The sequence below is a fragment of the Carnobacterium sp. 17-4 genome, assembly GCF_000195575.1.
Lineage (GTDB): Bacteria > Bacillota > Bacilli > Lactobacillales > Carnobacteriaceae > Carnobacterium_B.
This window is the reverse complement of sequence record NC_015391.1, coordinates 2324847-2349772: the sequence shown is the minus strand read 5'-3', so window position 1 is coordinate 2349772 and position 24926 is coordinate 2324847. Positions and strand designations below refer to the sequence as shown.

Here is a 24926-nt window from a genome sequence, read left to right as displayed (position 1 = left end):
TGTTTAAATGAAACTTCAAGCTGTAATTACTGATACTAAATGGAAAACTATTATTTTATTTAGAAAAAATGGAGGAACTACGTATGACATTTGAACCAACTGAAAGCTCAAACACTTATTATAACGAAAGTCTTTTATCAATTGATAAAAAGATTTGTGAATTATTAAACCAACGTAAAGAAGTTCTAGGGGAAAATACAATTTTTCCACCAGATGAGGTCGTTTCTAGTTTGGCGGACGAGTACGACCTACAGGAAGAGTATTTACAATCGCTCTTTACGACAATGGCAATGGAAGCTAGTCTCAAGCCAATGGTTGTGCCTGTTGAATTCAAAAAATATGTGCCAGTACTTAAGATTTATGAAAATGATGGAGTCATCTATACGGTGACCTTTATTCGGCAGTATGCTAACGCTAGTGTGTTGTATCTAGATACAGATTGGGAGGAGACAAAAGATAATATTGAAGTTAACTATAGTTCTGATTTTTTTGAATTATCCATTAATGATACATACGACTGCCGTTCAGAAGGCGGCGGGGGAACAACCGGGCATATGAGTCAGAACTACATTATCTCACCCGCTTTGCCAGATGATGTTACTGGAATTGAACTCATCTTTAAAGAACCCGGCAGACCTTTTAATGAAAATCCAACGGGTTTTGAATTTACAATTAAACTAGGATAATTAAAAAACTATCAAACAACCGGTCATCCTTATGTGGAATGATGGGTTGTTTGATAGTCTTAATTTCAATGATTTTCCTACCTTTAATATCTTTGAATAAGGGTTAGTTGCTCTCACTCAACAATCGATGTTCTCCATGGATTTTTTGAATTTCAGTAATATCTTGTGTAACTTCTAAACAGCCTAAATAGTTGGTTGTTTCAGGATCATGAATAGCATGATAGCGAATGTAAATCATCTTTCCACGTAAATTAATCCAAAATTCTGCTTCATTTCTTTCTCCGTTTCTAAAGTCATCAAGAATTTTCTGAACCATATGCATACTTTTAGGAGGATGACAGTTAATCACTTCGCGTCCAATAACAGAATTTGTACGGGGAAAAACACGATTCTTTCCTTCTGAATAGAAGCGTACGCGATCTTCATTGTCTACGAAAGTGAGATCTACAGGTAAAACACCAAAAATAGCCGTTAATTCTTTTAACTGAAGGACACCGGTTGGTAAAACGATAGATCCTTCGCTTAATGGATCGTCTTGCCAATCGTAATGTTCTGTTTCGGTAATAGGAGGAGCTTGCGAGATAGCTGCAGTCATAGCAGCGGCATTTTTTGCTGCTTGTGACCGAGATTCTTGCTGATCTTTTTCTTGTGCTAGAGCATCTTTACTCGGTTTCCAATTTAAAGGTTTAGGAATAAAAGCAAAACCAATATCTAAGCTATCTTCAGCAATCCTTTGCCAATCCGTTAAGGAAAAAACATCTAAAACCATTGGAACCATAATTTCTTCTTCTTTAAAAATCATTTCTTCTACTTCTGTTATGATGTGTTTGATTTTATCCCTAAGAGGGTTAATTGCAACTTTTTCGCTACTTAAATAAAGATTTACATCTTTGATAGCTACACGGATAGCGTCATCAACACCCCACATAACTTTTGGTGGTGCAGTAATGCCATACCGTTCCATATAAGAAAAAATCAATGTTTCTTTTCGTGCATAATGCTTATCAATTTGTGTCAAATCTAATAAAGCATGCTGTAGCCGTTCTTTTTGAGAAAAGTCTCCGTTAGCAAATCGGTCAAAAACTTCTTGAATTTCATCTTCTAAGAGTGAGTGGATCACTCTGTTTTCTAGCTTTAAAGTATGAACGGGATGGCCAGGATATTCATGTTCATAATTTGAACGATGGATATCTCTAATAGAACCTTTGAATACAGCCGCATGAACATTGCATAGATGTTGAATTTCTGAAGGATCCAAACCGCTAGCAATTAACTCTCTTTCTGCAGATGTAATTTCGCTGACATCTACGCCATCAAATGACTCATCAAAAAGACGCTTTGCTTCTTCAAACTCTCCACCTTCATGAAGTAAGGTTAGAATTTCAACAATTTTTTTCTGACGTTGAACAGTATTATTTTCCATAAATTCACTCCTTAATAGTAAAGCCTAGTTGTTCCAATTGATCAATAATGACTTGCAAATCAATTTTTTTCATCTTTGCTCCCTTTGGAATAGTCATATATCTTCCTACAGTCTCTAACATGCCAGGTTTTTGGATGTCTTTTAAACCTAAATCAAATAAAACGTGCTGAATTTCTGGGTACGCTGTAACTAGTTCGTAAACAGAAGAGTCTAGACTGATTTCTTTCATATCAAGTACTCCGTTTCTAAAAATGTTTTTTCTTGTTAATTATATCACATATAGATAGTGTGTTATCTAGAAAAATAAAGTTTTATTTAGAGGAATAAGATAAAAAAAGGTACTGATGAATTATCATCAATACCTAAAAGTAAAAATATTTTTAGTGATTAATCTTGGACACATTTTACTAAAGTCTCTTTAATAGACTGGAGAACGTCGTGGTCTTTTATTCCTAACACAGACATTGTATCTTTTGGATCAAGATATAGATCTTCTGTTTGAAGTTTAGTACTTACGACCATATGCATACCGTGTTCCAAGCCTTTTTCAGCGGCATTTCTATCTATTTCTTCATAAACAGGTTTCATTTTTTCATAATCGACTACAGGAACTTGAGTGGTTTCGGATTGTCCTAGTGCATCTACCATCATTTGGAAAAAATCTTGGAATTTCATATTTAATGCTGAAATAGCATAAGTATGACGGTGTTTCCCTTTTTCCATAGCACCAACAGCTGCTTCTGCCACTTGTTCGACAGTAACCATAGCTGTGCCACCTTTCAATACCGGATAAACAGATTTGCCTTTTATTTGATCGGTGTACATTTTCCACAGAGGTGTTCTTCCAGATATTGTTCCGAAAATATAAGGTAAGCGTAAAGAAGTAACGATCATATTGCCTTCTCCTTCTGCAAATGCCACTTGTTCTTGTAATAAGCGAGTATTTGGATAAGCTTGGTTTCTTAATTGGTATTCAGGCAATCTTTCTGCAAACTCAGCAAAGTAAGAACCAAAAAGGACAAATTTCTTTATTCCCGCTTCTTTAGCCAGCCGTGCCAATCGTTGTGTTGGTAACACATTTGCTTCATAGAAAAATTTCAAAGCTGGTTTTTGTGGAACAATTCGTTCATCTGCTCCAGCGGCATAAATAAAGCTTTCACAATCTGCTAGTAATGAGCGAATTTCGCCATCTGTTAATTCATTGATATTTCCTAAGCTGCATTCTACTTCCGATGACAATAAATCATCTGTGGGCATTGGAGGTAACGCCATTGTCTTGACTTCGTAACCTTTAGACAATAATTCTTTTACTGTGTAATAACCTAAAAATCCTGTTCCACCTAATACAAATACTTTTGACATTTGAATCACTCCTTTTGTTTTTTAATTCACATACAGTATAAAATATTATCTTATAAAATAATCATTAAAAAAAGACTAATCACTAACTTTATAGTAAAATAGTTAAGGAAGGAGAGGATTACAATACCAACTAATTTTCCTTATACAAGTGTCGATTATTTTTCGCAAAAGTTTAAACCGACTGATCTTAGTATCCAAAAAGAAATGATTGGTAAGTCTGAAACAAAACATTATCGAGATGAAATTGAATTTCTCATTATCCTTTCCGGTGCTGCAGTGATTGAAATTAATCATACCTCTTTCCCTATAAGGCAAGGAGATTTCATCCAGCTTATGCCTTATCACGTGAACAGGCTGCTCATTGATAAAAAACAGCCTATCCAACTTTTCCGTATTCGTTTTTCTATAGGATTGTTACTATTGATTAGCACAGATAAAACAAGGTATTTAAATGCAATCAAAAATTTAGACAGATCTCTTCCCATTATTTCGCTAGATGAAGAGGCTAGAAAGCAAATCGAATTTTTATGTGAGTCAGTTTATACTGAAAAGCAGACAACAAATGGAAATATGGAAGCGTTACATATTTCGTTGGTAGCCTATTTATCTTATTTTTCGCATAAAACCCAACAATTGCCATCAAAAGAAGCGGGATTTCAACGAAATTTGACTTGGAAAATCTTAGAATACATCCAAATTCACCATCAAGAAAAACTGACACTTCAAATGGTCAGCAAGGAATTGAAAATAAAAGAAGAGTTCTTAAATAGTCAACTGAGAGAACTTACAGGTAGAACTTTTTATCAGTTATTAAATCAAGTACGCATTCGGAACGCTGTAGCTTTGTTTCAATTTGATGATTTATCCATTAATCAAATCGGGAAAATCTGTGGTTACCAAACTGAAGCATATTTTTATAAAATGTTCAAAGAAATTATGGGCTCCACACCCTTGGATTACCGTGAGAAATTGATGGATAGACCCTATTCAGGAAAGTCCTATGATGCATGGGAAACAGCTATTTACATTCTTGAACATTGCCGCAAAGAACTTTCGATTGAAGAAGTAGCCTTAGCAATGAATTTGTCTAAGAAAAAGATCAACCATTTACTCTCTACAACGTTTGATGTGACATTTAAAGGATTACTTAATCATTTTCGTGTTCAAATCGGAAAGACTTTTTTAGTTTCCCTTGAAATGACTGTTCAAGAGGTGGCTTTATTGGTAGGATTTGCAGACTCTACTGTCTTTATCCGAAATTTCAAAACTGTTTATGGGGTAACGCCAAAACAATTGGCAAAGAAAGAAAAAGAAGTATGGATAGACAAAAAAAGAGAGTTGAGATAAAAGTCTCAACTCTCTTTTTTTGCTTAGCTAAATTAGTATTTCTTTTTAGGATGGCGATCCACTGGTTCAGGATATTTCAGTAGTAGCTCTTCTCCCGCTGGAGTGATTTTATATCCTCTAATTTTAAAATGGGGAGCAAGTTGCTCATCTGTTAAGTGTTCTGTAGCGAGTTTCATTAATTCCGGCTTTTTTAGTTTAGAATAACCGGTTAGTTCAAATTGTTTTAAAATGGCTTTTAGTTGTGCAGCATTTAGATACGGTAACGAATCAGATGCGGAAAGTTCGTTTGCGTACCCCTTTTCTTGAATTTCATCTAAGGCTTGAGCACCATTGATGCCATAATCGTATTCAAAATATTTTGGATATCCGCTCGTATTTGTGAATGTTCCAAAATTTATACGCCACAATAAAATCAAATGACCAGGCAATAAGTCTTCTTCATAACGAATCATATTTCTTTTTGGCACAAGCTTTTCAGAGCCAATAGATGCTGCAGTTAACCATCCCTCTAAATCACGTTCAGGTGAAATATAAGGAACTTCAGCATAATCTTGATAAAGTTCAAAAATAGCTTTAACCTCTGGATCACTCAAATCAAGATGGCTGTTTTGTTTGTCGATATTAGTAGTGTTCAAAAAAAAACCTCCTTTTCGTTCAATTATCTTTCTTTCCAAAAACAGAGCATATCGTATACATTAATAGTATAGTATCTTTTAATATTTCACAAGAACAGTCAAAAAACTAGGAATATAAGTGGAGTATGGATTTTAATCCGTACAGTCAGCGATTGTTAAGCGATGTAGTATGCCACAGCTAAATTAAATAATAAAAATAGACAAGCCAGGTGAGGAAATCCTGTGACTTGTCTACTTTTTATTGAAAAACTAAGTGAAAAATCAATTAGACTTTCTAATATTCAGAGATAAATATGATACAATAGGATGTCTTTCTAGACTTAAGGTATAGTAGTTAAATGAAAAACATAATTTTATTTATAACACAACATGTTGTGTTTGTTTTTTGATAAAATAGCATATAGTGTGTTTTGTATTGATAAATTTGGGAAATAGTAGTATTATAACTAAGGTGCTGCTGTATGAGTTGGTGACTATTTATAGAATAGGTAATTTTAAATGAATTGAAAATTAGCTTAATATTCGTTTAGCAAACCAATAAAAACTAAAGCAACAAAGATAATCAAGATAACAATGTTTAACTAAATAGAAAAAGGGTAGCTCAATGGGCTACTCTTTTTCCTTGAAATAAGGAGAGGGGTAGATGGCGATTTTAGTAATTGGTGGAATGATCGGAGCAGGGAAAACAAGTGTGGCTGAACTTTTAGGAGGTTCTTTGGGTACTGAGGTCTTTTATGAAAATGTAGAGGACAACGAAATCTTACCTTTGTTTTATACGGCAAGCGAAGAGGAACAAAGAGTAAAAAGGTACCCATTCTTACTGCAATTGGAGTTTTTAAATAGTCGGTTTAAAAGCATTAAAGAGGCGCTACATAACCAAAACAATGTTTTAGATCGATCAATCTATGAGGACTGGTATTTTGCGAAAGTAAATACTAAACTAGGGCGTATTTCTGAAACGGAATTTAGTATATATGAAAAGTTGCTTAATAATATGATGGAAGAATTACAAGAATTGCCAAAAAAATCACCTGATTTAATGATCTATTTGCAAGGGTCTTTTGAAACGATTCTTTACCGTATTGGTTTGCGCGGCAGAGACTTTGAACAAGATCAGGGGTTGTTAGACTATTATAGAGCCCTGTGGGAAGGTTATGACAATTGGGTTGCCAAACATTATGACGCCTCTGAGGTGTTGATTATCAACATAGATAAGATTGATGTAGTCAATAACCCGGCAGATGCTTATACGGTTGTAACAATGGTTAAAGATAAATTAGCAGAGATGGAGATAGGTAATAAATGAATAAAGTAATCACGATTTTAGGAATTATCGTTATGTTGGGGATTGTTTATCTCTTATCTGATAATAAAAAAGCTATTAATAAAAGAACAGTCTTTACTGCTTTAGGAGCGCAAATTGTTTTGTCCTTATTCTTAATTAAAGTTCCTATTGGTAGTTGGATCATTGAACAATTAGCAAGTGGTGTGACAAAGCTGTTTAGTTTTGCTAATGAAGGACTAACTTTTGTGTTTGGAGATTTATTTGGACAAGGGTATTTCTTTATTGATGTACTGGGAGTCATTATTTTCTTATCGGGCTTAACAGGTATCCTAGGTTACTTAGGTGTAGTTGGTTGGGTAGTGAAAATCATTGGAGGTGCTGTAGGTAAACTGCTAGGTACAGAGAAAGCAGAGTCGTTTGTAGCGGTGGCAAATATGTTCCTAGGCCAAACAGAATCTCCTTTCTTAGTAGCCAAATACCTGCCAAATATGACGAAATCAGAGCTGATGACGGTTTTGGTTTCAGGAATGGGCTCAATGTCAGCTTCTATTTTAGTAGGGTATAATTTGCTAGGTATTCCTATGAAATGGTTACTGATCACAACTGCCTTGGTGCCATTTGGGTCAATGCTGGTTGCTAAAATTTTGACACCTGAAACAGAAGTCAGCCAAGTATCAGACGTAACCTTAGACCGTAAAGGATCTAATACGTCAATTTTTTCTGCGATGGCTGAAGGAATCAATAATGGTTTACAAATGGTTCTAGGTATCGGTGCTAGTTTGATTGCTGTGATCTCAATTGTAGCCTTATTAAATAGTATTTTAGGTCTAGTAGGAACGAGTTTTACAGAGGCTTTAGGTTATGTCTTTCTGCCGATTGGTTGGTTGATGGGGCTAAATGGTTCTGAAGCAATGATCGCCGGGCAAATTTTAGGTACAAAAATGTCTATTAATGAATTTGTCGCTTATGCCGATTTAGCGCCTATGATGGCTGAATTATCTGACAGAGCAGTAGCTATGTTATCCATTGCTGTAGGTAGTTTTGGAGCATTTGCTAGTATCGCGATTTGTGTAACAGGATTATCAGTATTTGCACCAACTAGAAAAAATGATCTATCTAAACTTGCTCTACGAGGAATGCTAGGCGGATTTATTGTTCCTATCCTATCTGCTATGTTTGTTGGATTATTTTTATAAGAACTCAGTATACTTTTTATATTGAACTAAAAAGTCATTAACTCTAAATAGTTAATGGCTTTTTTGCTTAATATAAAGGGTCAAAATTTAATTATGATACAATAAAGATTAACTATTTAATTGTAAAAGGAGTTTTTTTAATGTCTGTTTCTGTCATTATTTTAGTTATTTTAATCGTTTTTTTAGGTTCATTGACCCGTTCTACTTTTGGGTTCGGAGATTCAGTTATTTCTATGCCTTTATTAGCGTTACTTCCACTTCCTATTCATACAAGTGTTTCTCTTATTGGTTTAACGGGTTTGTCTGTGGGGCTCATGGCCATATTTTCTGCATGGAAGTATATTGATCGCCGTATTCTTATTCTTCTTTCAATTAGCACTTTTATCGGAATTCCTATTGGGCTTTATCTAGTCAAAAATATGCCTCAAGAAAGAGTAACACTAATTCTAGGAGTTTTTCTTCTTTTCTACGGTGTTTATTCACTGATAAAACAACGATTCCAACTGGAGTTACCTAAGAATTGGAAAGAAAGCAATTTTTTGCCATTGCCTTTTGGCCTTCTTTCAGGTGTTCTTGGAAGTGCCTATAACATGAACGGAATTCCTATTGTAATTTATGGAACCTTTCGAGATTGGGAAATGAAGACTTTTCAAAGTACTCTACAAAGTCATTTTATTATTTCAAGTCTTTTAATAGTTACTGGACAAGCGTTAGGGGGATTGTGGTCAAAAGAGTTATTTATCTTTTATATTGCTTCGATTCCAGCAATTTATCTAGCCCACAAAATTGGCAAGGGAATTCGACAACGACTTCCGGTTCATCGATTTGAAACTCTCTTATTCTTTTTCATTATTTTTTTAGGAATAATGCTCTTATTAAGCGTATCCTAAAAGAACAAATAACTTGACTGGGGAAAAATAGCGCTTTCGAAATAGACGTAATAACGTTATAATTGCTTCATAACTAAACAAATCATTTAACAACTTGATGTAGAGAATAAAAGGAGGATTTAAAAATGAGCGATCGTGATAAGCAAAATAAGTATAATCAACAGAGTAATATTTCAAATTCTTTATATGCTAGAGTAAATGTCGGTCAAGATGCCGATAAAAACTCACTAGATAGTGCTGAGCCTGTACACACAGGTGGAAGTATGAACAATGATGATGAAAGAGTAAGCGATAATAGTACATTTACTCATACTTTATTATTTTACGTTATTGGGCTATTAACGTCTGCTATCATTGGATTTGGTATTTTCAAGTTATTTCAAAATTATTTTTATGGTGAAGGATTAAACCAATCGTTACCATCATTTTTGCTGATTGCGGGTTCTCTTTTGATTGGTTTTATTATCTCAGGAGCAGCTCTTAAAAAAATAAAAGGTTAGTTAGTAATAGGGCTCTTTGGAAAAAAACAATAAACTGAATAGGAGATTACTTTATGAGGAAAATAGCATTGCTCATTTATGCCTCACTTATTTTTGTAGTAATCGGTTGTTCAGCGATGTCCAAAGATAAGGCCGAACAACTAGTTATAGAAGAGTACAGCAATCAGTTAGGTGAGGCTACGATTATTTCGACAGTAGAAATAGATAACGAGTACCTAATTGAATGGGAAAATAAGAATGATAAATATAGAGGTACAAGTAAGGTTTCAGCAGATGGAGAAATAACAATGATAGAAGCGGAAATTGAGTAAGTGTAAAAAAAAACTTCTTTTTCATAAAGAAAATTGCTTTATTAATTTATAAGAATAGTTATGTAAGGTATATACCGACTTAGTTTCATCTCTTATTGCGGTTTTTAAAACTAAAAAATAAGGTTTAATCATTTAGAATACATAAAAAGTAAAAGTTAAACGAGCAATGTTGCCAATGAAGAATGGCAATATTGCTCGTTTGTTAGTTGATAAAATGAAAGATGTGTTGACAGATTAGTTTTAAGAGTTTAAAGATGACTTTTTAATTTGGAAACGCTACAATAAATATGAAATCCTGTGTAAAATAAGTAGATAATTACTAGTAACTAGATTAAAAGGAGTGGATTAGCAATGGAATTTAGAGATCATGGCAAAAAGCCTTATATGTTTGACATTGAAGAGGCAACTATCCAAAATAATAATTTCCGTACCACGATTTGGACAGGTGAAAATCTACAACTGACGGTGATGTCCATTAAGGAAAATGAGGAAGCAGGATTAGAAGTTCATGAAGGCATTGATCAGTTCATACGTATTGTAGAAGGTCAGGGCGTATGTAAAATTGGTGAAACCAAAGATAATTTAAACTTTGAAAGAGCCATTACCAAGAATGATGCTGTAATGGTGCCTGAAAATATGTGGCACAACATCATCAATACAGGTGGCAAACCCTTAAAATTTTATACATTATACTCTACACCAGAACACAAAGAAGGAACAATTCATATTTCGCGCGAAGATGCACCACCACAGGTTGATTAAGAGTAGATAATTTTGATAAATATAAAGTGAAAAACAGATAAGGTGCTGCAAACAATTGCGCACCTATCTGTTTTTTATACTTTTAAAAGGAGTGTGGTTTAAGCTTTGACAATAATATTAATATTAGCCAATAAACCCTTTACTGGCTAACACTTTAGCGGCGTGTTTATCTGCCGGTACATAACCTTTTTCAAGTAAGTCATTGATGTACAATCTATTGTAGATGAAAGCAAAAATTAAGCTGGAGAAGTCCAATGAAAAGGCAGCGCAAACGAGTTGAATAAAGAACCATTTAAAATCTCCACGAAAGAGAGCAGGCATAAAAGCAAAAAATAAAGTTGTCCATGAAAAACCGACTTTTATGCGCTTCATTTGGCTAGTATGTGGATTAGTTAAAGATATTTTCATCAGTATCACGTTCCTTTCGTTTATTATAAAGTATAACATATGTCTAAAACGAACAGGACTAAACAGAACTCAGAGTGATTTTTTTTAATTGTTCAAAAAATAGAATGCTATATCCAATTTTGTCTTGTTTGCTTAATTTATCAAACCATTCCTTGGCTTGAGTTTAATAGTTTTTTTAAGTGTCTTATGGTCAATTTGTTATCTCATTGAACCAAGTTAGTAATTAAAAAATAATAAGCCTTAAACGAATAAATCATTCGTTTAAGGCTTATTTTGTTCAGATTAAGTTAGTTAAATCAGTATTTTTTAAGCGTAAGTTAGTTGGTACCATTTGGCTGCAGCAGTAACTTCGCTATACGTTAATTGATGTTGATTACTTTCCCAGTGAATTTCAACTTTTGCATGTGCTTTTTCCAGTGTAGCATACAATTCTTCTGACTCTTTTGAAGGGCAGATTGGATCGTTTGTTCCAGCACTGATAAAGACAGACTTACTTGATAAATCGGGTAAAGAAATGCCTCTTCTAGGGACCATCGGATGGTGGAAAATAGCTCCAGACAATGCATCACCATAATGAAAGAGAAGACTAGCAGCAATGTTTGCTCCATTTGAATACCCTATAGCTAAAATGTTTGTGCGGTCAAACTCATATTGACTAGCAGCTTCATCAAGAAATGCATTTAATTCTTTTGTACGGAAAATTAAATCTTCTTCATCAAAGATTCCTTCAGCAAGTCGGCGGAAAAAGCGTGGCATACCATTTTCCGAAACATTTCCTCGGACACTTAAAAGATTTGCATCTGGATCGATTTCTGTTGCAAGAGGAAGCAGGTCACGTTCAGTGCCTCCAGTTCCATGTAGCAGAAGCAAAGTCGGTTTCGTTTGATCTTTTCCTTTAATAAATAAATGTTTCATACTATTCCTCCTTCATTATTCTTTCCCTAATAGGTTGTTTAATCTAGATACTCTTTTTCAAATACTTTTGTGCTTCGTACAGTATCAATAGGACGTACCAATGATTCAATACGATTACGGTCATTTCTAAAAGCTGGTGGTAAAGCAAGTGTTTCACCTAAAATTTCAATGGATTCTTCATCATCAATAAATCCAGGTTCATCTGTAGCTAGTTCAAATAAAATACCAGGATAGATATTTGTATACGTTGATTCAAAATAGAAACGATCGACATATCCTGAATTTGGCAGCCCAAAACTTTGCATCCGTTCCGTCCAATAGTCAAGATTCTCACGATTTTTTGCACGGAAAGCAACATGGTGTACGCTGCCGTATCCTTGTCTTCCACGTGGCATACTCGTATTTGATTCAACAATGATTTGAGCGCCGTTACCACCAAATTCCCCAACTTCAAATTGGTGGTAATCCCCCTCGACTGCGATTTCCTTGAATAAAAGAACTTTTTCAAGAACTTGCTTCATATAGTCAAAATTTGAAACTCTAAAGAAAATAGGACCTAAACCAGTAATGGCAAATTCGTCAGGGACAGGACCTTTATGCCAAGGTTTTCCAGAAGCGACTCCAGTATCTTTTTCATCCGAGATTAATTGATATTGTTGTTCATCAAAATCTTCAAATGTTAAAGTTTTAACCCCAAACATTTCTTTGATTTCTCCATGATTAACAGCATATTTATTAAATCGCTTAAACCAATAATCTAGCGCTGCATCAGTTGGTACACGAAAAGAAGTTCTTGAAATGTCATCCGTTCCTTTTGATCCCTTTGGAACATTCGGAAAATCAAAGAAGGTCATATCCGTTCCTGGACTGCCACTTTCATCTGCGAAAAATAGGTGATAAGTGTGAATGTCATCTTGGTTGATTGTTTTTTTAACCAAGCGAAGACCTAAGACATTTGTATAAAAGTCATAAATTTTTTCAGCGCTACTTGTTATTGCGGTTACGTGGTGAATTCCTGCAAATTCGTTCATAGATTATTCCTCCAATTAGTTAATTTAGTTTTAAAATATCGTTTAATCCAATTCTCTGACTTCAATTGGAATCAGCTTAGGGGTTAATTTTTCTCGGGCACTTTCATACTGAGTTGGTAGCTTTAAGCTTTGTCCCATTGTCTCATAAGATTCATCATGTGCAAAACCAGGAGTATCGGTTGCTATTTCAAATAAAATATCGCCATATTCTCTAAAATAGATAGCGTTAAAATAGTTGCGGTCTTTTATTTCTGTTACACCGTACCCTTTGTTATAAACATAGTCTTGCCAATCAACGTGATCGGCTTCATCTTTTGCGCGCCACGCAATATGATGGACAGTCCCAACGCCCATTATCCCTTGAGCAAGTGCACTTTGTTTAACATCGATAATATTTCCAATTTCTCCATAAGCTCTCAATCGAATAAGATCGTCTTCTTCGGCAATTTTTTCCAAACCCATTGTTTCTTGAAGTGTTTCAATCGTTGAAATTGGATCAGTTGAATACAATATCGCTCCGCCAAACCCTTTTATTGCTACATCAGGTGTTACTTCTCCAAAAGTCCAATTATTAAGTTGACCATCTGCACGTTCAACTAATTCTAGTTGTAAACCATGGTAGTCTTCAAATTGTAAATAGGTTTCACTAAAACGACTTGTTTTTTCGTAACGGATTGCAAATTTGCTTAATCTATTCTCCCAATAAGATAAGGATCCAACTGGAATAGCGTAAGTGGTCACGCCAACTTGACCTCCCCCAATTTTTCCTTGTGCAGCTCCAGCCCAAGGGAAGAAAGTAATAATAGTCCCCGGCTTTCCACCGTCATCTCCAAAATATAAATGATACGTGCTTGGATCATCAAAATTGACAGTTTTTTTAATAAGTCGCAAACCTAAAATACCGGCATAGAAATCAATGTTTTCTTGAGGGTGCCCAACGATAGCTGTAATGTGGTGAATACCTGCTGTTTTCTTCATATCAATCGCTCCTTATAGGTTTAATAATTGAACTACAGATTTTAAATGTTATAAAGCTACATGTAATGATTAAATTTAACTACGAATTAATATATTACTAATTCGAGGTAATTGTAATACGATTACTGTATTTTGTCAAATAGAGCAAACCGATTTTGTTTTTTTACAGCCTTTTATAGTAGAAACCTTAATTTAGAGGCGTATAAAAAAGAAAATTCACTTATTTTTAGTAAAAATCTCTAATTAAGAATAAATAGACTTGTAATATTTTTTTATCTATGGCATACTAGTAAATGTACTTACGAAATGTAAGTGTTAATTGGTGGGTGACCTTCAATTAAATGATCTGTAATGGAGGAAACGCATTGACTAACAAATCGGTATTTACTCGAATGAGCGAAGTTTTATTTGGGAAGAATGAACAAACAACAAAAATAGAAGAAAAGAGGAATAAAATTATGAAAATCGGTATTATCTCAGGAAGCGTACGTGAAGGAAGAAACTCAGCAGCGGTAACAGAATGGATTCACGAATTTGCAGTAAACAGAAACGACGAAGGTGTCGAATATGAAATGGTTGCTTTAGCAGATTACGATTTACCATTATTGGGAGCTAAACTTCCTGAAGACCGCCAAGCAGCAGCAGGCGCAGCAATTCAAGCATGGTCTGAAAAAATGGCTTCATTTGATGGATATGTATTTATCACTCCAGAATACAACCATGCAGTAGGTGGGGCATTGAAAAATGCTTTAGATTTCTTGAAACCAGAAGTTGCTAATAAAGCAGCTGCATTAGTTGGATACGGTAGCCTAGGTGGCGCACGTGCTCACGAAAATATGCGTTCTATCTTAGGAGAATTAAGTGTTGCTACTGTGCACACGACAACAAACTTCTCGTTAATAGCAGATTTTGAAAACATGAGCGTTTTCAAACCAAATGACTACAATAAAGTTAATGCACAAGGCATGTTTGCTGACTTATTATTATGGACTAAAGCTCTTAACACAATTAGATAAGAAAAAAAAAAAGCCTATTCTCTACCAAATTTGGTAGAGAATAGGCTTTTTTGTGCTTAGTTATTAAAAGTTAGAACTGTAACTCACTTTTTTCAAAAGTTAAAACTTTATTTATCCATTTATTAAAGAAAAAGTTGCTTATATATAAGAAAAAAATCAAAAATAATCTCATATCAGAATTGAAGTGATGTAAATAAAACAAAATGATATTTGTACCTCCAACGACAAAAAATGTTTCTATCGTAAAAATAATCTTTAACTTTGTAAGAGTTTTAGAACTAAATTTTTCTAACTCGTAATCTTCTAAAGAAATACTAGTTAAAAACCATATAATTTTAGGGTTGTATTTTTTGAAATAAAAAAATACTAAGTTGATTAACCGTGCAATGAAGATTAATATAAGAGAAATTTGGATAATAAGATAAAACATGTAATGATGTCTCCTTTTTATTTAATAAACTGATCATAACAGTAGTCAATTGGGATTGACTTAAAAAAGAATACGAATAAACTATTCAACTAGTTTTAGCTTTTCTATAGTCCGTTTTTTATATGTTTTTCAGTAAAGGTCCTAAGGAATGAATAGCAATAGAGTGCTGTTCTACTTTTTGTTTTGCCCAAAAATCATCTCTTATGTAGCGAGGAATGATAAGTGCATGGAAATGAGTTCCTTCCATCATAGAATGACCATTATTTTTTATAGAGGTAACTCCTAAAACGTCAAAGTTAGGTTCAATGCTTTTAGTTTTGTATTTGTTGAACGTAGACAAGGAAGCTTACTATAGTTAGTACAATCAAAATAGCTAACGTAATCAAAGGTTGATTGCTTAAAGAAGTAACCTCTTGTTTTTCTGCTTTATAATGAGGATTGACTCTTTTTATATTATAGTCTGTATTTGTGCTCATGAAACTTCCACTAGGGAGATTAAATAAGAATAAAATAATATAAAAGATGCCCGATAATAAACTTATAGGAACATCCCAAATAATGTGTACTAGAAATGCTACAAAAATTGGAATTATACTTAGCAAAACTAAATTTATTACTTTTCTTTTCAACATAACGCCTCCATATAATTAGATTAAAGTTTAACAAAGACCTGTGAAGTAGTATTTGTATAGTAGCAGAACAATAGACTACTACTGTTTCGAAATGAATCAATTTGACAATGAAAAAGGAAGCGCTTGTCAACTCAACGTAGAATCTCATCTGAGTAGACACAATAAGTCTGAATTCGGTTAACTCAGAAATGTTTTTCATTTGAGTTGACGCAACAAGCCTTAGTTCGGTTAACTCAAAAGTGTTTTTCATTTGAGTAAACACAATAAGTCTTAATTCAATTAACTCAGAGTAACTTTCTATTTGAGTAGACATAACAAGCCTCAGTTCAACTAACGGAGACTAAAAATCCATTCTAACTGATTAAATCTAAGTAGTAATACCATAAGAATCTATTTAAACAACCTAGAAATTTAATTTTATTAAAAAATATTGTTCTTTTAACATAAGATTAATATACTAAAATAATTAGAATGTTATATTCTTAATTTAATTATGCTTTAATTCTAACTGATTTTATTTGTATTAGATATAAAAAGACAACGAATATTTTAAGGAGTAAAAAAATGCTAATTAAAAAATTGGAAGAAAAAAATTATAATAACAGCGAGTTGCTTTTAAAAGAGATGTTGCTAAATATAGGTAATACCAACCCATATTTTAGAGATAAATTAATTTATAATGCTTTTTTAGAAATGATTACTAAAGATTATTTAACGAAGGATCAATTAAAAAAATTATATAATCAATTACTATCTAATCAGTATTTATTGTATAAAATTGGATCTAAGAATAGTGACTCGGTTTATAAACGTTCATTTTCAGCACTTGTTCTAGGACTTTTAATAAATAAAGACAAAGAACAGCAGTTTCTTGAAAAATCTCAGATTTCTTTTTTATTAGATAGGACTTGTTTTTACCTTGTAAATGAACAGGACAAACGTGGCTTTACTGAAGATAAAGGTTGGGCACACTCGATTGCACATTGCGCTGATTTATTAGACGAGATCATTACTCACCCATTATTTGAACAAAGCATGTATGAAAAGACGGTAGAAGCACTAGTTTTCTGTGTAAATAGTCCTTTTGTTTATGAGGATGATGAAATAGAAAGACTTTCAACTCCTTCTGCTGTTTTGATTAATCGTTATGGATTCTCTCAGGAGTTTATCCATAGAGTAGAGAATTTGATTAATGTTTTTTTTACAAAGAAAACCTACAGTCATTTAGATACTCGAATAATTAGTAACGTTCGTAATTACTTAAGAGCTATATATTTTAAAGTTAATTTGGAAGAAAATAAACAACTATTGGAAGGATGCTTAAAGCGAATAAGTACATAATAAAATAGAGTTACATTTTTATCCTATACATTGAGTTTGAAATATTTAAAGGTGGGAATGTGTATGCAAACTGCTAAAAAAGTTGGTAAAAAGCTCGTAAAATATATTAAACAGAACGGGTACTATTTAATAGCATTAATTTATATTGTAACTGTTACGGCATATAGTTCTAGGTTGATTTTCAATTATGGTGAAGGGGAATTTTATCTGTTTTATATATTAGGTTATTTGGTACTCATTTTTCTTCTTAAACTATTTTCAAAAAAACCATGGAAGAAGAAAGCTAGAAAGTAAAAAAAGTTATAGAGTATAGGAGGAATAGAAGTGAGAGATATTTATTTTGTTCGGCATGCTGAGTCAGATATTAGAGTTCATGATGAGTTTTCAAGACCGTTAACTGAAAAAGGTATACAAGATAGTGCGTTAGTTACCAATTATTTGAAAGATAAGAATATTCAATGCATCTATTCTAGTCCGTATGTCAGAGCAGTTGATACAGTTAAAGATTTATCTGAAATGCTTGCTATTGATGTAACGTGCATTGATGACTTTAGGGAACGCGGTATTTCTAGTTGGATTGAGGACTTCAATACTTTTAGTCAGCGACAATGGAATGATTTTGACTATAGATTGTCTGATGGAGAATGTCTAAGAGAAGTTCAATTAAGAAATGTAAAGGCGTTAATGGAACTAGTACAGTTACATCCGGAAGCAAATTGTATCATTGGGAGTCATGGAACGGCTCTAAGTACAATTGTCAATCATTTTGATCCTCATTTTGGTTTCGAAGACTTTTCAAAAATAAAAGGGTTAATGCCTTGGATTGTAAAAATTACGTTCAAAAATCAGATTTCTATAAAAATAGAGTCAATTGATGTGTTTAAGAATAATGAGATCACAACTATCAGTTTGAGTGAATCTATTTTGACGGATAATTTTAAATGAGTTTGGACTCACAAAAAGTAGTATTAAGGAGATGCTGAATGGATTACATACCTTGGATTAGAAATTATATTGGCAATCAAGAGATCATCTTAAATTTTTCAGGTGGAATCATAACAAATCAAAAAAAAGAAATTTTGTTACAGTTAAGAAGCGATAAAAAATTGTGGGGCTTACCTGGTGGTGCTGTTGAAAAGGGCGAATCAGTTGAACAGACTGCAATCAGAGAAGTGCTAGAAGAGACAGCTTTGCATGTAGAAGTTGTAGCGTTGCTAGGTGTTTATTCCAATTATTTTGATACATATCCTAACGGTGATAAAGCTCAAACCATTACAACAATGTTTATTTTTAAACTAGTTGAAGGCAACCTTTCTCTCGAAAATAGTGAAACATTAGACTTAGGATTTTTTTCTAGAACCAATCTACCAGAAATAGCCAATCAACAGCACAGAGACGCAATAAAAGACTACTTTTCTGGAGATTTAGGTTTTTATCGTTAGTTCAAATAGACGCTACTAAATAATCTTCAGGAATCTTTTTTGATTTTTGTCACTACTATAGCCAATAGACTCGTAAAACTTATGAGCTTCGATTCTGGTTTCTCCAGAATTTAATCGTACGCCAATTAAATCACGTTCGCGAGCTACTTGTTCGATTCTTTGCATTAATTGTTTTCCAATCCCTCTTTGTTGATAGTTTTGATTAATTGCCAAAGCCAATACATTTAGCATAGGTTCAGAATAGAGAGTTTCATATAATTCGGCATGCACGTACCCTACAACTAACTCCTCCTCTTCAGCAACGTAAAAAATATGGCGGTTAGGGTTAATTAGTAACTTTTTCATCTGTTTTTTAGTAAGTTCTATGGAAATGTCATATCCTAGAGACTCCGCATTAATTAAGTTGATCGCTTCAACATCAGTTAGTTTCATGTTTCGAACTCGAATCATAATTGGCCTCTTTTCATAAAGAATGATAAGGTTATTTTATCATAATAATTGTAATCATAAGTACTCTCACTAAGATTTTTAAGGAAAACTAGAAAAGTTATTCATTGGGGGAAAAGGAAGATGTTTAAACACGTAATTTGGGATTTTGATGGGACTCTTTTTGATACTTATCCAGTAATGGCAAAGATTTTTAAAGATTTACTGGAGAAAGAAGGAATAGAAGAGCCTTTAGATGAAATTATGCAACACATGCAAGTATCTATGTCAGCTGCTGTAACATATTATGAAAAAAAGTATGCAGTAAGCAGTGATTTTATAAAGGACTATAAAATTCTACAAAAAACTAAGGGAATTGAAATTGCTAAACCATTTAATGATATTGAGGATATTTGTAAATATATCCATTCAACGGATAGAAAAAACTATTTGTATACTCATAGAGGGGCATCGGCAATAACGTTGTTGAAAAAACATGGTTTATCTGATTATTTTTCTGATTTTATTACTTTTGATCAAGGTTTTGAAAGAAAACCAAATCCTGATGCGCTTAATTATTTGATTAAGAAGCATGCTATACATCCTGATGAAGCACTAATGATTGGAGACAGAGAGATAGATCTATTAGCTGCAAAAAATGCTGAGATCAGCGCTTGTTATTTTAACGAGAGAAAAGAAAAAAATGAATATGCTGATTACACAATTGATCACTTTCAGCAATTGTATTCTATTCTTTAGGTTCTTTAACATAAGTTGTAAGGAATAATGCGTATTATTGGAAAACGTTTTCCTTGTACCGTTATACTTCTTAATGAGTTAACCAATCTATTAAATCTTTTAGGAGGAATAGTATATGGTACAAGAAACATATTTGATTACAGGTGCAGGAACAGGATTTGGAAAAGGTATTGCTTTTGGTCTGGCTGAACAGGGGGAAAAAGTTATCGCCGGAGTCGAAACAATGTCTGAAGTATCCGCATTGTTAAATGAAGCAGAAGAAAAAAAAATTGAGGTACAAGTTGAGAAGTTGGATGTAACCAATCCAGCAGACAGAGAAAGAGCGTGGACGTGGGATGTCGATGTCCTCTTGAATAACGCTGGAATTTCAGAAGGCGGATCGCTGGTAGATATACCAGAAGAACAATTACGCCGTCAATTTGAAGTAAATGTATTTGGACCAATGTTATTGACCCAAAAAATAGCTAAAGCAATGGCAAAGAAACAACGAGGGAAAATCATATTTATGTCTTCTGTTTCAGGGCTAATGGCAGACCCAATATCAGGCCCTTATGGCGGATCAAAATTCACATTAGAAGCCTTTGCCGAATCGCTAAGCAAAGAACTTCAAGAGTTTAATGTGCAAGTGGCAACTATCAATCCGGGACCATTCTTGACGGGATTCAATGATCGAGAATTTGAAGCATGGAGAGCTTGGAGAGACAATCCAGAAGAGCGTCTATTTGATTACGAGCAATTAGCATTTCCTTATGAACAATTTGATCCCGAAGAAGTTATCAAAGAGTCCATAAAAGTGTTGACTGGAGAAACGAATGACTATCGAAATGTTATTCCTAAAGCAATGGGATCTATGGTTCAAAAGAGACAAAAAGAACTATGGGATAAAAAGACAGATGAAAATCTAGGTGAAAGACATGAAATGGTCCAAAAATCAATAGATATTGAACCGGCTACAACACCAACAAAAGGGATTGTAAACAAGATAAAAGATAAATTGTAAGCTAAGCAAAAAAGAATTGCCCCTAGGTGGCAATTCTTTTTTTGCTTTTTATCATAATATGAATGATTCTTTGTTTGGTAAAGATAATGGTTTGAATTTATGATCGCTTCATCGAAACTACCATTTCTAAAGCTTCTAATGGGACTCGAGTAGTTTTCAGTTGGTAGATGATATTGTTGTCTTGCCAACGGATATCAACGTGAACTTCTTCTCCACCTTGCGGGTATTGTATATAAACGATACCTTGATCCTTAGGAGCTGGAAGATAATGGTCTTCCAAATAAGCTACTATTTTTTTGGCAATTCCAGGATTATTCATTTGATCTTCGCTGACAGAACGGATAGAAAACAACCAATTTCCTTCTTGCCAACTAAATTGCTGAGTCCCAGCAGCGCCTTCGCCATACCCGGTAATCCCATACCCCAAATCAGAGCTGCCTTCCTCGTGTGGTTCTACTGATTTTCCATTTAAGAAAGTACCCAATTCTTCACTTGCTAAAGCTGGATTTTCATAAACTGTTCCAGTGATTTCGGCTAATTCTCCTTGGACATCCGTATAACTAACGGTATAGTTATCTCCTTCATTAATTATTAAATCTGCTGTAACCGAAGAAGGTTCAGTGGTTGGAAAAGTTGTTGGTAATAAGACAAGCTCAGGAATCATTTCCAATTCAGAAGATAGATCAATAGGCTCGTTTGAAGGCATTCCTTGGCTTTCTTGATTAGTAGAAGAGCTGGTTGCTTCTTCGCTACTTGAACTGCTGCTTGTTTCAGAATTATCTGAGCTGCTTTCGCTGCTAGTAGTGTCCGTGCTGACTACCTTTGATTCATTGGTAGATGCTGACGTGTCAGTTGTATCATCATTGTTTGAACATCCTATCAATATCATTCCGCATAATCCCATTATTAAAAATTGAGGAATTGTCTTTTTTTTCATATAAAGTCCTCCTTTAGTTAGTTTAAGGATAACGCTTTCTATATTTAAGGTAAACTAACTTGCTCTATGAACACTGAAGATAGAACGATTATCTGTAAATCATTGTTTACTTACAGATACAACATATGTTATAAACAAGTATTCAAAATCCTATATATTGTGTTTAAAGTTGCGAATATGGAAAAGTAAAGTCTAATCAAACAAAATAATTAAAAATATAGATTCTAAAAAATACGCCCTTTAAAATAAATGACGTATTTTTAGAATCTTAATGGCTTGTTGTCGAGTTCTTTTAATATAAAATTTCGGACTCTGCGACTTGTTTTTGAATCTCTTCTTTGTTAGCTTCAAGTTTATGTTGTAGTTCTTTAATAGTTGTTCCGAGGTTTTCAAGCATTTCAACATTTCGTCCAATTTTGTCTTTGGTATCCCAATCAGAAAAAATATTATCAAAGAAAATATCGAAAGTTTTACCCATACCGCTAAATTTTTCATAGCTAAGGTAAGTATCTAAAGAAACATCTTTTAATTCCTTTGCATAACTTCCTAGGAGCTGTTCTAGTTGGTTCATTTTAGCTTCAGCTTTATCAATTTTATCGTATTTCATCATATCGACGATAAAACTACTGTCTGTAAACATATCCCAGGTTGAAAAAGAATCAGCTGAATCTAAGTCATCTAAAGCAATATCGATTCCATTCAAGACTCTTTCTCCGGCTGCAGATGCTTCCTCAAGTTCAATTAATTCTTGTTTAAGTTGAACACGTTTTAGTTCTTCATTACTAATTTTTTCACGAAAATCACTATCTTGTTGGTATAAAAGTTCTTTTAACTGATTGAGTTCAGCAGTAGTTTGGTTAATAATTGATTGAACACTAGCTAAATCTTCTCTGGATTCTAACATTAAAGCTAAGGACAAATCTAATTCCATTTTGGCTATCAGTTGATCTTGTATTTCTTTATCTAATCTTTTTTCGTAATTTCCAATTAACCGTTTTAAGAAAGTAGACAACGATTCAGTTTGTAATTTTTCGATATCTTCGCTTTCTTTATCAAATTTTGCTTTTGCAGATTCATATCGTATAGTATTTTCTTCAAATCTTATTTTTGAACTTTTCTTTTTTTTTAATAATGATTTTAATTTTGCTTGTAAGGCTTCATATTTTTCTATCATTAAATCCACTCCTATGTACATTTTATTTAAAAACGGTAAAAGCATCTTTCGAGTCTATTATGACTTAAGAGGATAAGAATCTCAATAAATAAAAAGTTCAATTTTAAATTTGGCGGATTTGAGTCATCACCAATTTTATTAGTAGTAGCATTAACGTTCTTACCACCTGACTATTTAAATAGTCTACCGACAATGGTTCGCTATCTCTTTGGTTCTTCAATTGCAATAGCTTCTTTAACGGCTATTATTTTGAACAAACTATTACCACAAGATTAATTGAGTAACGCTGAACAGCATTCTTGAAACGTAAAAAAAGGGAGGTGAATTTAATTCACCTCCCTTTTTATTATTCTTGTTTAAGAGTATCGGCTAATAACATGCTTCCTATAGGTTCAGTTGGATTTGGAGTATTAGGGATATCTGTATCTTCATCTTCTTTCAGTTTTGCGATTTTCAGTTGGACTTGTTCCATTGCTTTAGCATCAAGCTTATAAAACTTCATTAAGACTAATGAAATTGAAATTGCAAAGAATGGCAGTACAGCAAACAGTAAGAGTGATATTAAACGTAAATCAGGACTTAAAGCTGTTTCTTGTGAAGGGTACACTTCACTGAATCCGATTCCTGCCAATATCCAACCAATTACCATTGGAGCCAGAGAAGAAGCTACAGAGTCTGTTAGTGAGAAGATGGTACCAATAACACCAGCGACATAACGACCAGATTCACTTGTTTCGTAATCGCTTATGTCTGCGCCCATTGTCAGAACCAAAGAAGCAGGTGAGCGAGAGAAACCACGGGCAAGGGTGTAAATAGCAATGAATAGAACCGATTTCAAAGTTAAATTTCCAAAATTAACATCACCTGGTTGCATACTGAACAGCATAATGCCTAATGCTACGAAGAAACCAGCGGCTAATGATAAGTACATTACATACGCACCACGCAACCCTCTTTTACGAGCTAACGCAACAGCACCAAATGTGATCAACAAGTCTGGGATGATTGTAATCAATGCTACTTGCCCAGACAATCCGTAGTTTCCAAGTAAAATTCCGAATAAGATAATCATTGAAACTTGATCACTCATCAATTGGACAACAAACTTTACAAAAGCCGCGGCCATAGAAAGTATTTGCAATGGACGATTTCCTTTTAAAATATGTCCATAGTCTTTTAAGGTCGTTTCTTTTGTTTTTTCACCAAGACCAAAATATTTCTTTTGGTCTTTACCAGCAATCCCAATAGCAGCTAGGATACATAGAACTAACGATATGATCACAACTGTCACAGCCAATTCTTGGAAGAAACCAAGAGTAAAGCCGCGGTATTTAGGCGATAGGTAATTTGAAACAAATATTTGACCACCTGTAAACACTAGGATCATAAAGATACCATCAGAAATATTAAACATCGGTCTTTGTTTTGGATCGTTTGTTAATACGGATTGACCAGCCTTTGTAACAGAGGCTTGTAGAGAATAGCCAATCTTATGAACCAGCAATGCGATAATCAAAACAATTAAACGAGCTGATTCTGGCAATAAATGTGTTGTAAACAGAACTGCGAATGACAAGATTGTAATGAAGTTACCCAATAACATCAATGGACGATATTTACCAAACTTCGTCTCAGTCTTGTCAATAAACATCCCTAAAGCAGGGTCAATTACACCATCAAAGATACGAATATAACCTAATACTTGACTAATGAAAAGCGCTGCTAAACCTACTAAACCAGTAGAGTAATACGTTACAAATCCAAACGCGAATAGATAAATATTTGTTGAAGAATTATTTAAAGAGAAAAGAACAATCTGCCACCATTTAGCTGTATGGTACTGGTTCTTAGTTGGTAAAGTTGTTGATTCTGACATAATGATACCTCCATTTATAATAGTATGATTTTTAAACGATCAACCAATGTGTGTTTAAGAATATATTTCTCAAGTTTAGAGAGACAAAGACTAGTGTAATGACGTAGTATGGAATGATAGCGATTTCATAAAAGGGTATATTTTCCTAAAGCGATAGAAAAACA

At 33.7% G+C, this 24926-nt stretch carries 27 protein-coding genes; 14 read left to right on the top strand and 13 right to left on the bottom strand.

Going from position 1 to position 24926, the window contains the following annotated elements; genetic code table 11:
- Positions 1-83: 83 nt before the first annotated feature.
- On the top strand, positions 84-686 hold the full coding sequence (locus tag CAR_RS11130) for a chorismate mutase (protein ID WP_148229426.1): 603 nt from the start codon (positions 84-86) through the stop codon (positions 684-686).
- Positions 687-789: 103 nt separating this feature from the next.
- Here CAR_RS11130 and CAR_RS11125 read toward each other — a convergent pair whose 3' ends face one another.
- The 3 genes from CAR_RS11125 to CAR_RS11115 all read right to left on the bottom strand — a co-directional run bounded on the left by CAR_RS11125 (position 790) and on the right by CAR_RS11115 (position 3471).
- A complete protein-coding gene (locus tag CAR_RS11125) occupies positions 790-2109 on the bottom strand; it encodes a DUF438 domain-containing protein (protein WP_013711836.1) in 1320 nt (439 codons plus the stop codon).
- A 4-nt stretch (positions 2110-2113) separates the two neighbouring features.
- Entirely contained in the window at positions 2114-2338 is a 225-nt protein-coding gene (locus CAR_RS11120; RefSeq protein WP_013711835.1) for a DUF1858 domain-containing protein, read from the bottom strand.
- Between the two features lie 158 nt (positions 2339-2496).
- On the bottom strand, positions 2497-3471 hold the full coding sequence (locus tag CAR_RS11115) for an NAD-dependent epimerase/dehydratase family protein (RefSeq protein ID WP_013711834.1): 975 nt from the start codon (positions 3469-3471) through the stop codon (positions 2497-2499).
- Between the two features lie 204 nt (positions 3472-3675).
- Between CAR_RS11115 and CAR_RS11110 the strand changes: the two genes are divergently transcribed.
- Positions 3676-4818 carry an AraC family transcriptional regulator gene (locus CAR_RS11110; protein WP_013711833.1) on the top strand — a complete coding sequence of 381 codons (1143 nt, stop codon included), beginning with the start codon at positions 3676-3678 and terminating at the stop codon, positions 4816-4818.
- A gap of 32 nt (positions 4819-4850) precedes the next feature.
- On the opposite strand, the gene CAR_RS11105 is transcribed toward CAR_RS11110, so the two are convergent.
- A complete protein-coding gene (locus CAR_RS11105) occupies positions 4851-5453 on the bottom strand; it encodes a hypothetical protein (RefSeq protein WP_148229425.1) in 603 nt (200 codons plus the stop codon).
- 643 nt (positions 5454-6096) lie between these two features.
- Here CAR_RS11105 and CAR_RS11100 point away from each other — a divergent pair.
- The 6 genes from CAR_RS11100 (at position 6097) to CAR_RS11075 (ending at position 10397) form a co-directional block, all read left to right on the top strand.
- Positions 6097-6759 (top strand): deoxynucleoside kinase, encoded by a 663-nt coding sequence (locus CAR_RS11100; RefSeq protein WP_013711831.1) that lies wholly within the window; start codon positions 6097-6099, stop codon positions 6757-6759.
- Complete coding sequence (locus CAR_RS11095) at positions 6756-7934, top strand: NupC/NupG family nucleoside CNT transporter (RefSeq protein ID WP_013711830.1); 1179 nt, start codon at positions 6756-6758, stop codon at positions 7932-7934. The genes CAR_RS11100 and CAR_RS11095 overlap by 4 nt, the downstream gene beginning before the upstream one ends.
- A gap of 140 nt (positions 7935-8074) precedes the next feature.
- Positions 8075-8824: a sulfite exporter TauE/SafE family protein gene (locus CAR_RS11090; protein ID WP_013711829.1), complete on the top strand. Its 750-nt coding sequence runs from the start codon at positions 8075-8077 to the stop codon at positions 8822-8824.
- 125 nt (positions 8825-8949) lie between these two features.
- On the top strand, positions 8950-9324 hold the full coding sequence (locus CAR_RS11085) for a hypothetical protein (protein WP_013711828.1): 375 nt from the start codon (positions 8950-8952) through the stop codon (positions 9322-9324).
- Positions 9325-9377: 53 nt separating this feature from the next.
- The gene (locus tag CAR_RS11080) at positions 9378-9635 is read left to right on the top strand and encodes a hypothetical protein (protein ID WP_013711827.1); all 258 of its coding nucleotides are present in this window, start codon (positions 9378-9380) and stop codon (positions 9633-9635) included.
- Positions 9636-9986: 351 nt separating this feature from the next.
- The gene (locus CAR_RS11075; protein WP_013711826.1) at positions 9987-10397 is read left to right on the top strand and encodes a cupin domain-containing protein; all 411 of its coding nucleotides are present in this window, start codon (positions 9987-9989) and stop codon (positions 10395-10397) included.
- A gap of 123 nt (positions 10398-10520) precedes the next feature.
- Here CAR_RS11075 and CAR_RS11070 read toward each other — a convergent pair whose 3' ends face one another.
- From CAR_RS11070 to CAR_RS11055, 4 genes are all read right to left on the bottom strand, one after another.
- Positions 10521-10805: a hypothetical protein gene (locus CAR_RS11070; RefSeq protein WP_013711825.1), complete on the bottom strand. Its 285-nt coding sequence runs from the start codon at positions 10803-10805 to the stop codon at positions 10521-10523.
- A 306-nt stretch (positions 10806-11111) separates the two neighbouring features.
- The gene (locus CAR_RS11065) at positions 11112-11720 is read right to left on the bottom strand and encodes an alpha/beta hydrolase (protein WP_013711824.1); all 609 of its coding nucleotides are present in this window, start codon (positions 11718-11720) and stop codon (positions 11112-11114) included.
- Positions 11721-11758: 38 nt separating this feature from the next.
- On the bottom strand, positions 11759-12751 hold the full coding sequence (locus tag CAR_RS11060) for a ring-cleaving dioxygenase (protein ID WP_013711823.1): 993 nt from the start codon (positions 12749-12751) through the stop codon (positions 11759-11761).
- Positions 12752-12793: 42 nt separating this feature from the next.
- The gene (locus tag CAR_RS11055; RefSeq protein ID WP_013711822.1) at positions 12794-13729 is read right to left on the bottom strand and encodes a ring-cleaving dioxygenase; all 936 of its coding nucleotides are present in this window, start codon (positions 13727-13729) and stop codon (positions 12794-12796) included.
- A 365-nt stretch (positions 13730-14094) separates the two neighbouring features.
- Between CAR_RS11055 and CAR_RS11050 the strand changes: the two genes are divergently transcribed.
- Positions 14095-14745: an NADPH-dependent FMN reductase gene (locus CAR_RS11050; RefSeq protein ID WP_148229424.1), complete on the top strand. Its 651-nt coding sequence runs from the start codon at positions 14095-14097 to the stop codon at positions 14743-14745.
- A 741-nt stretch (positions 14746-15486) separates the two neighbouring features.
- Here the strand turns inward: CAR_RS11050 and CAR_RS12865 are convergent.
- The gene (locus CAR_RS12865; protein ID WP_052303148.1) at positions 15487-15804 is read right to left on the bottom strand and encodes a hypothetical protein; all 318 of its coding nucleotides are present in this window, start codon (positions 15802-15804) and stop codon (positions 15487-15489) included.
- Between the two features lie 567 nt (positions 15805-16371).
- Between CAR_RS12865 and CAR_RS11035 the strand changes: the two genes are divergently transcribed.
- The 3 genes from CAR_RS11035 (at position 16372) to CAR_RS11020 (ending at position 18590) form a co-directional block, all read left to right on the top strand.
- Complete coding sequence (locus CAR_RS11035) at positions 16372-17148, top strand: DUF2785 domain-containing protein (protein WP_013711817.1); 777 nt, start codon at positions 16372-16374, stop codon at positions 17146-17148.
- A 324-nt stretch (positions 17149-17472) separates the two neighbouring features.
- Entirely contained in the window at positions 17473-18093 is a 621-nt protein-coding gene (locus tag CAR_RS11025) for a histidine phosphatase family protein (RefSeq protein ID WP_013711816.1), read from the top strand.
- A 38-nt stretch (positions 18094-18131) separates the two neighbouring features.
- A complete protein-coding gene (locus CAR_RS11020) occupies positions 18132-18590 on the top strand; it encodes an NUDIX hydrolase (RefSeq protein ID WP_013711815.1) in 459 nt (152 codons plus the stop codon).
- Between the two features lie 15 nt (positions 18591-18605).
- Here the strand turns inward: CAR_RS11020 and CAR_RS11015 are convergent, their stop codons facing one another.
- Positions 18606-19040 (bottom strand): GNAT family N-acetyltransferase, encoded by a 435-nt coding sequence (locus tag CAR_RS11015; protein WP_238526698.1) that lies wholly within the window; start codon positions 19038-19040, stop codon positions 18606-18608.
- Between the two features lie 120 nt (positions 19041-19160).
- Between CAR_RS11015 and CAR_RS11010 the strand changes: the two genes are divergently transcribed.
- Together CAR_RS11010 and CAR_RS11005 are read left to right on the top strand one after the other, a co-directional pair.
- Positions 19161-19775, top strand: a complete 615-nt coding sequence (locus CAR_RS11010) for an HAD-IA family hydrolase (RefSeq protein WP_013711813.1) — start codon at positions 19161-19163, stop codon at positions 19773-19775.
- Positions 19776-19890: 115 nt separating this feature from the next.
- Entirely contained in the window at positions 19891-20775 is an 885-nt protein-coding gene (locus CAR_RS11005; RefSeq protein WP_013711812.1) for an SDR family oxidoreductase, read from the top strand.
- A 97-nt stretch (positions 20776-20872) separates the two neighbouring features.
- Here CAR_RS11005 and CAR_RS11000 read toward each other — a convergent pair whose 3' ends face one another.
- The 3 genes from CAR_RS11000 to CAR_RS10990 all read right to left on the bottom strand — a co-directional run bounded on the left by CAR_RS11000 (position 20873) and on the right by CAR_RS10990 (position 24762).
- Positions 20873-21712, bottom strand: coding sequence for a hypothetical protein (locus CAR_RS11000; protein ID WP_013711811.1), 840 nt, complete (start codon positions 21710-21712; stop codon positions 20873-20875).
- A gap of 292 nt (positions 21713-22004) precedes the next feature.
- On the bottom strand, positions 22005-22886 hold the full coding sequence (locus CAR_RS10995; RefSeq protein ID WP_238526697.1) for a hypothetical protein: 882 nt from the start codon (positions 22884-22886) through the stop codon (positions 22005-22007).
- Between the two features lie 346 nt (positions 22887-23232).
- Positions 23233-24762, bottom strand: coding sequence for an MFS transporter (locus CAR_RS10990; protein WP_013711809.1), 1530 nt, complete (start codon positions 24760-24762; stop codon positions 23233-23235).
- Positions 24763-24926 lie beyond the last annotated feature (164 nt).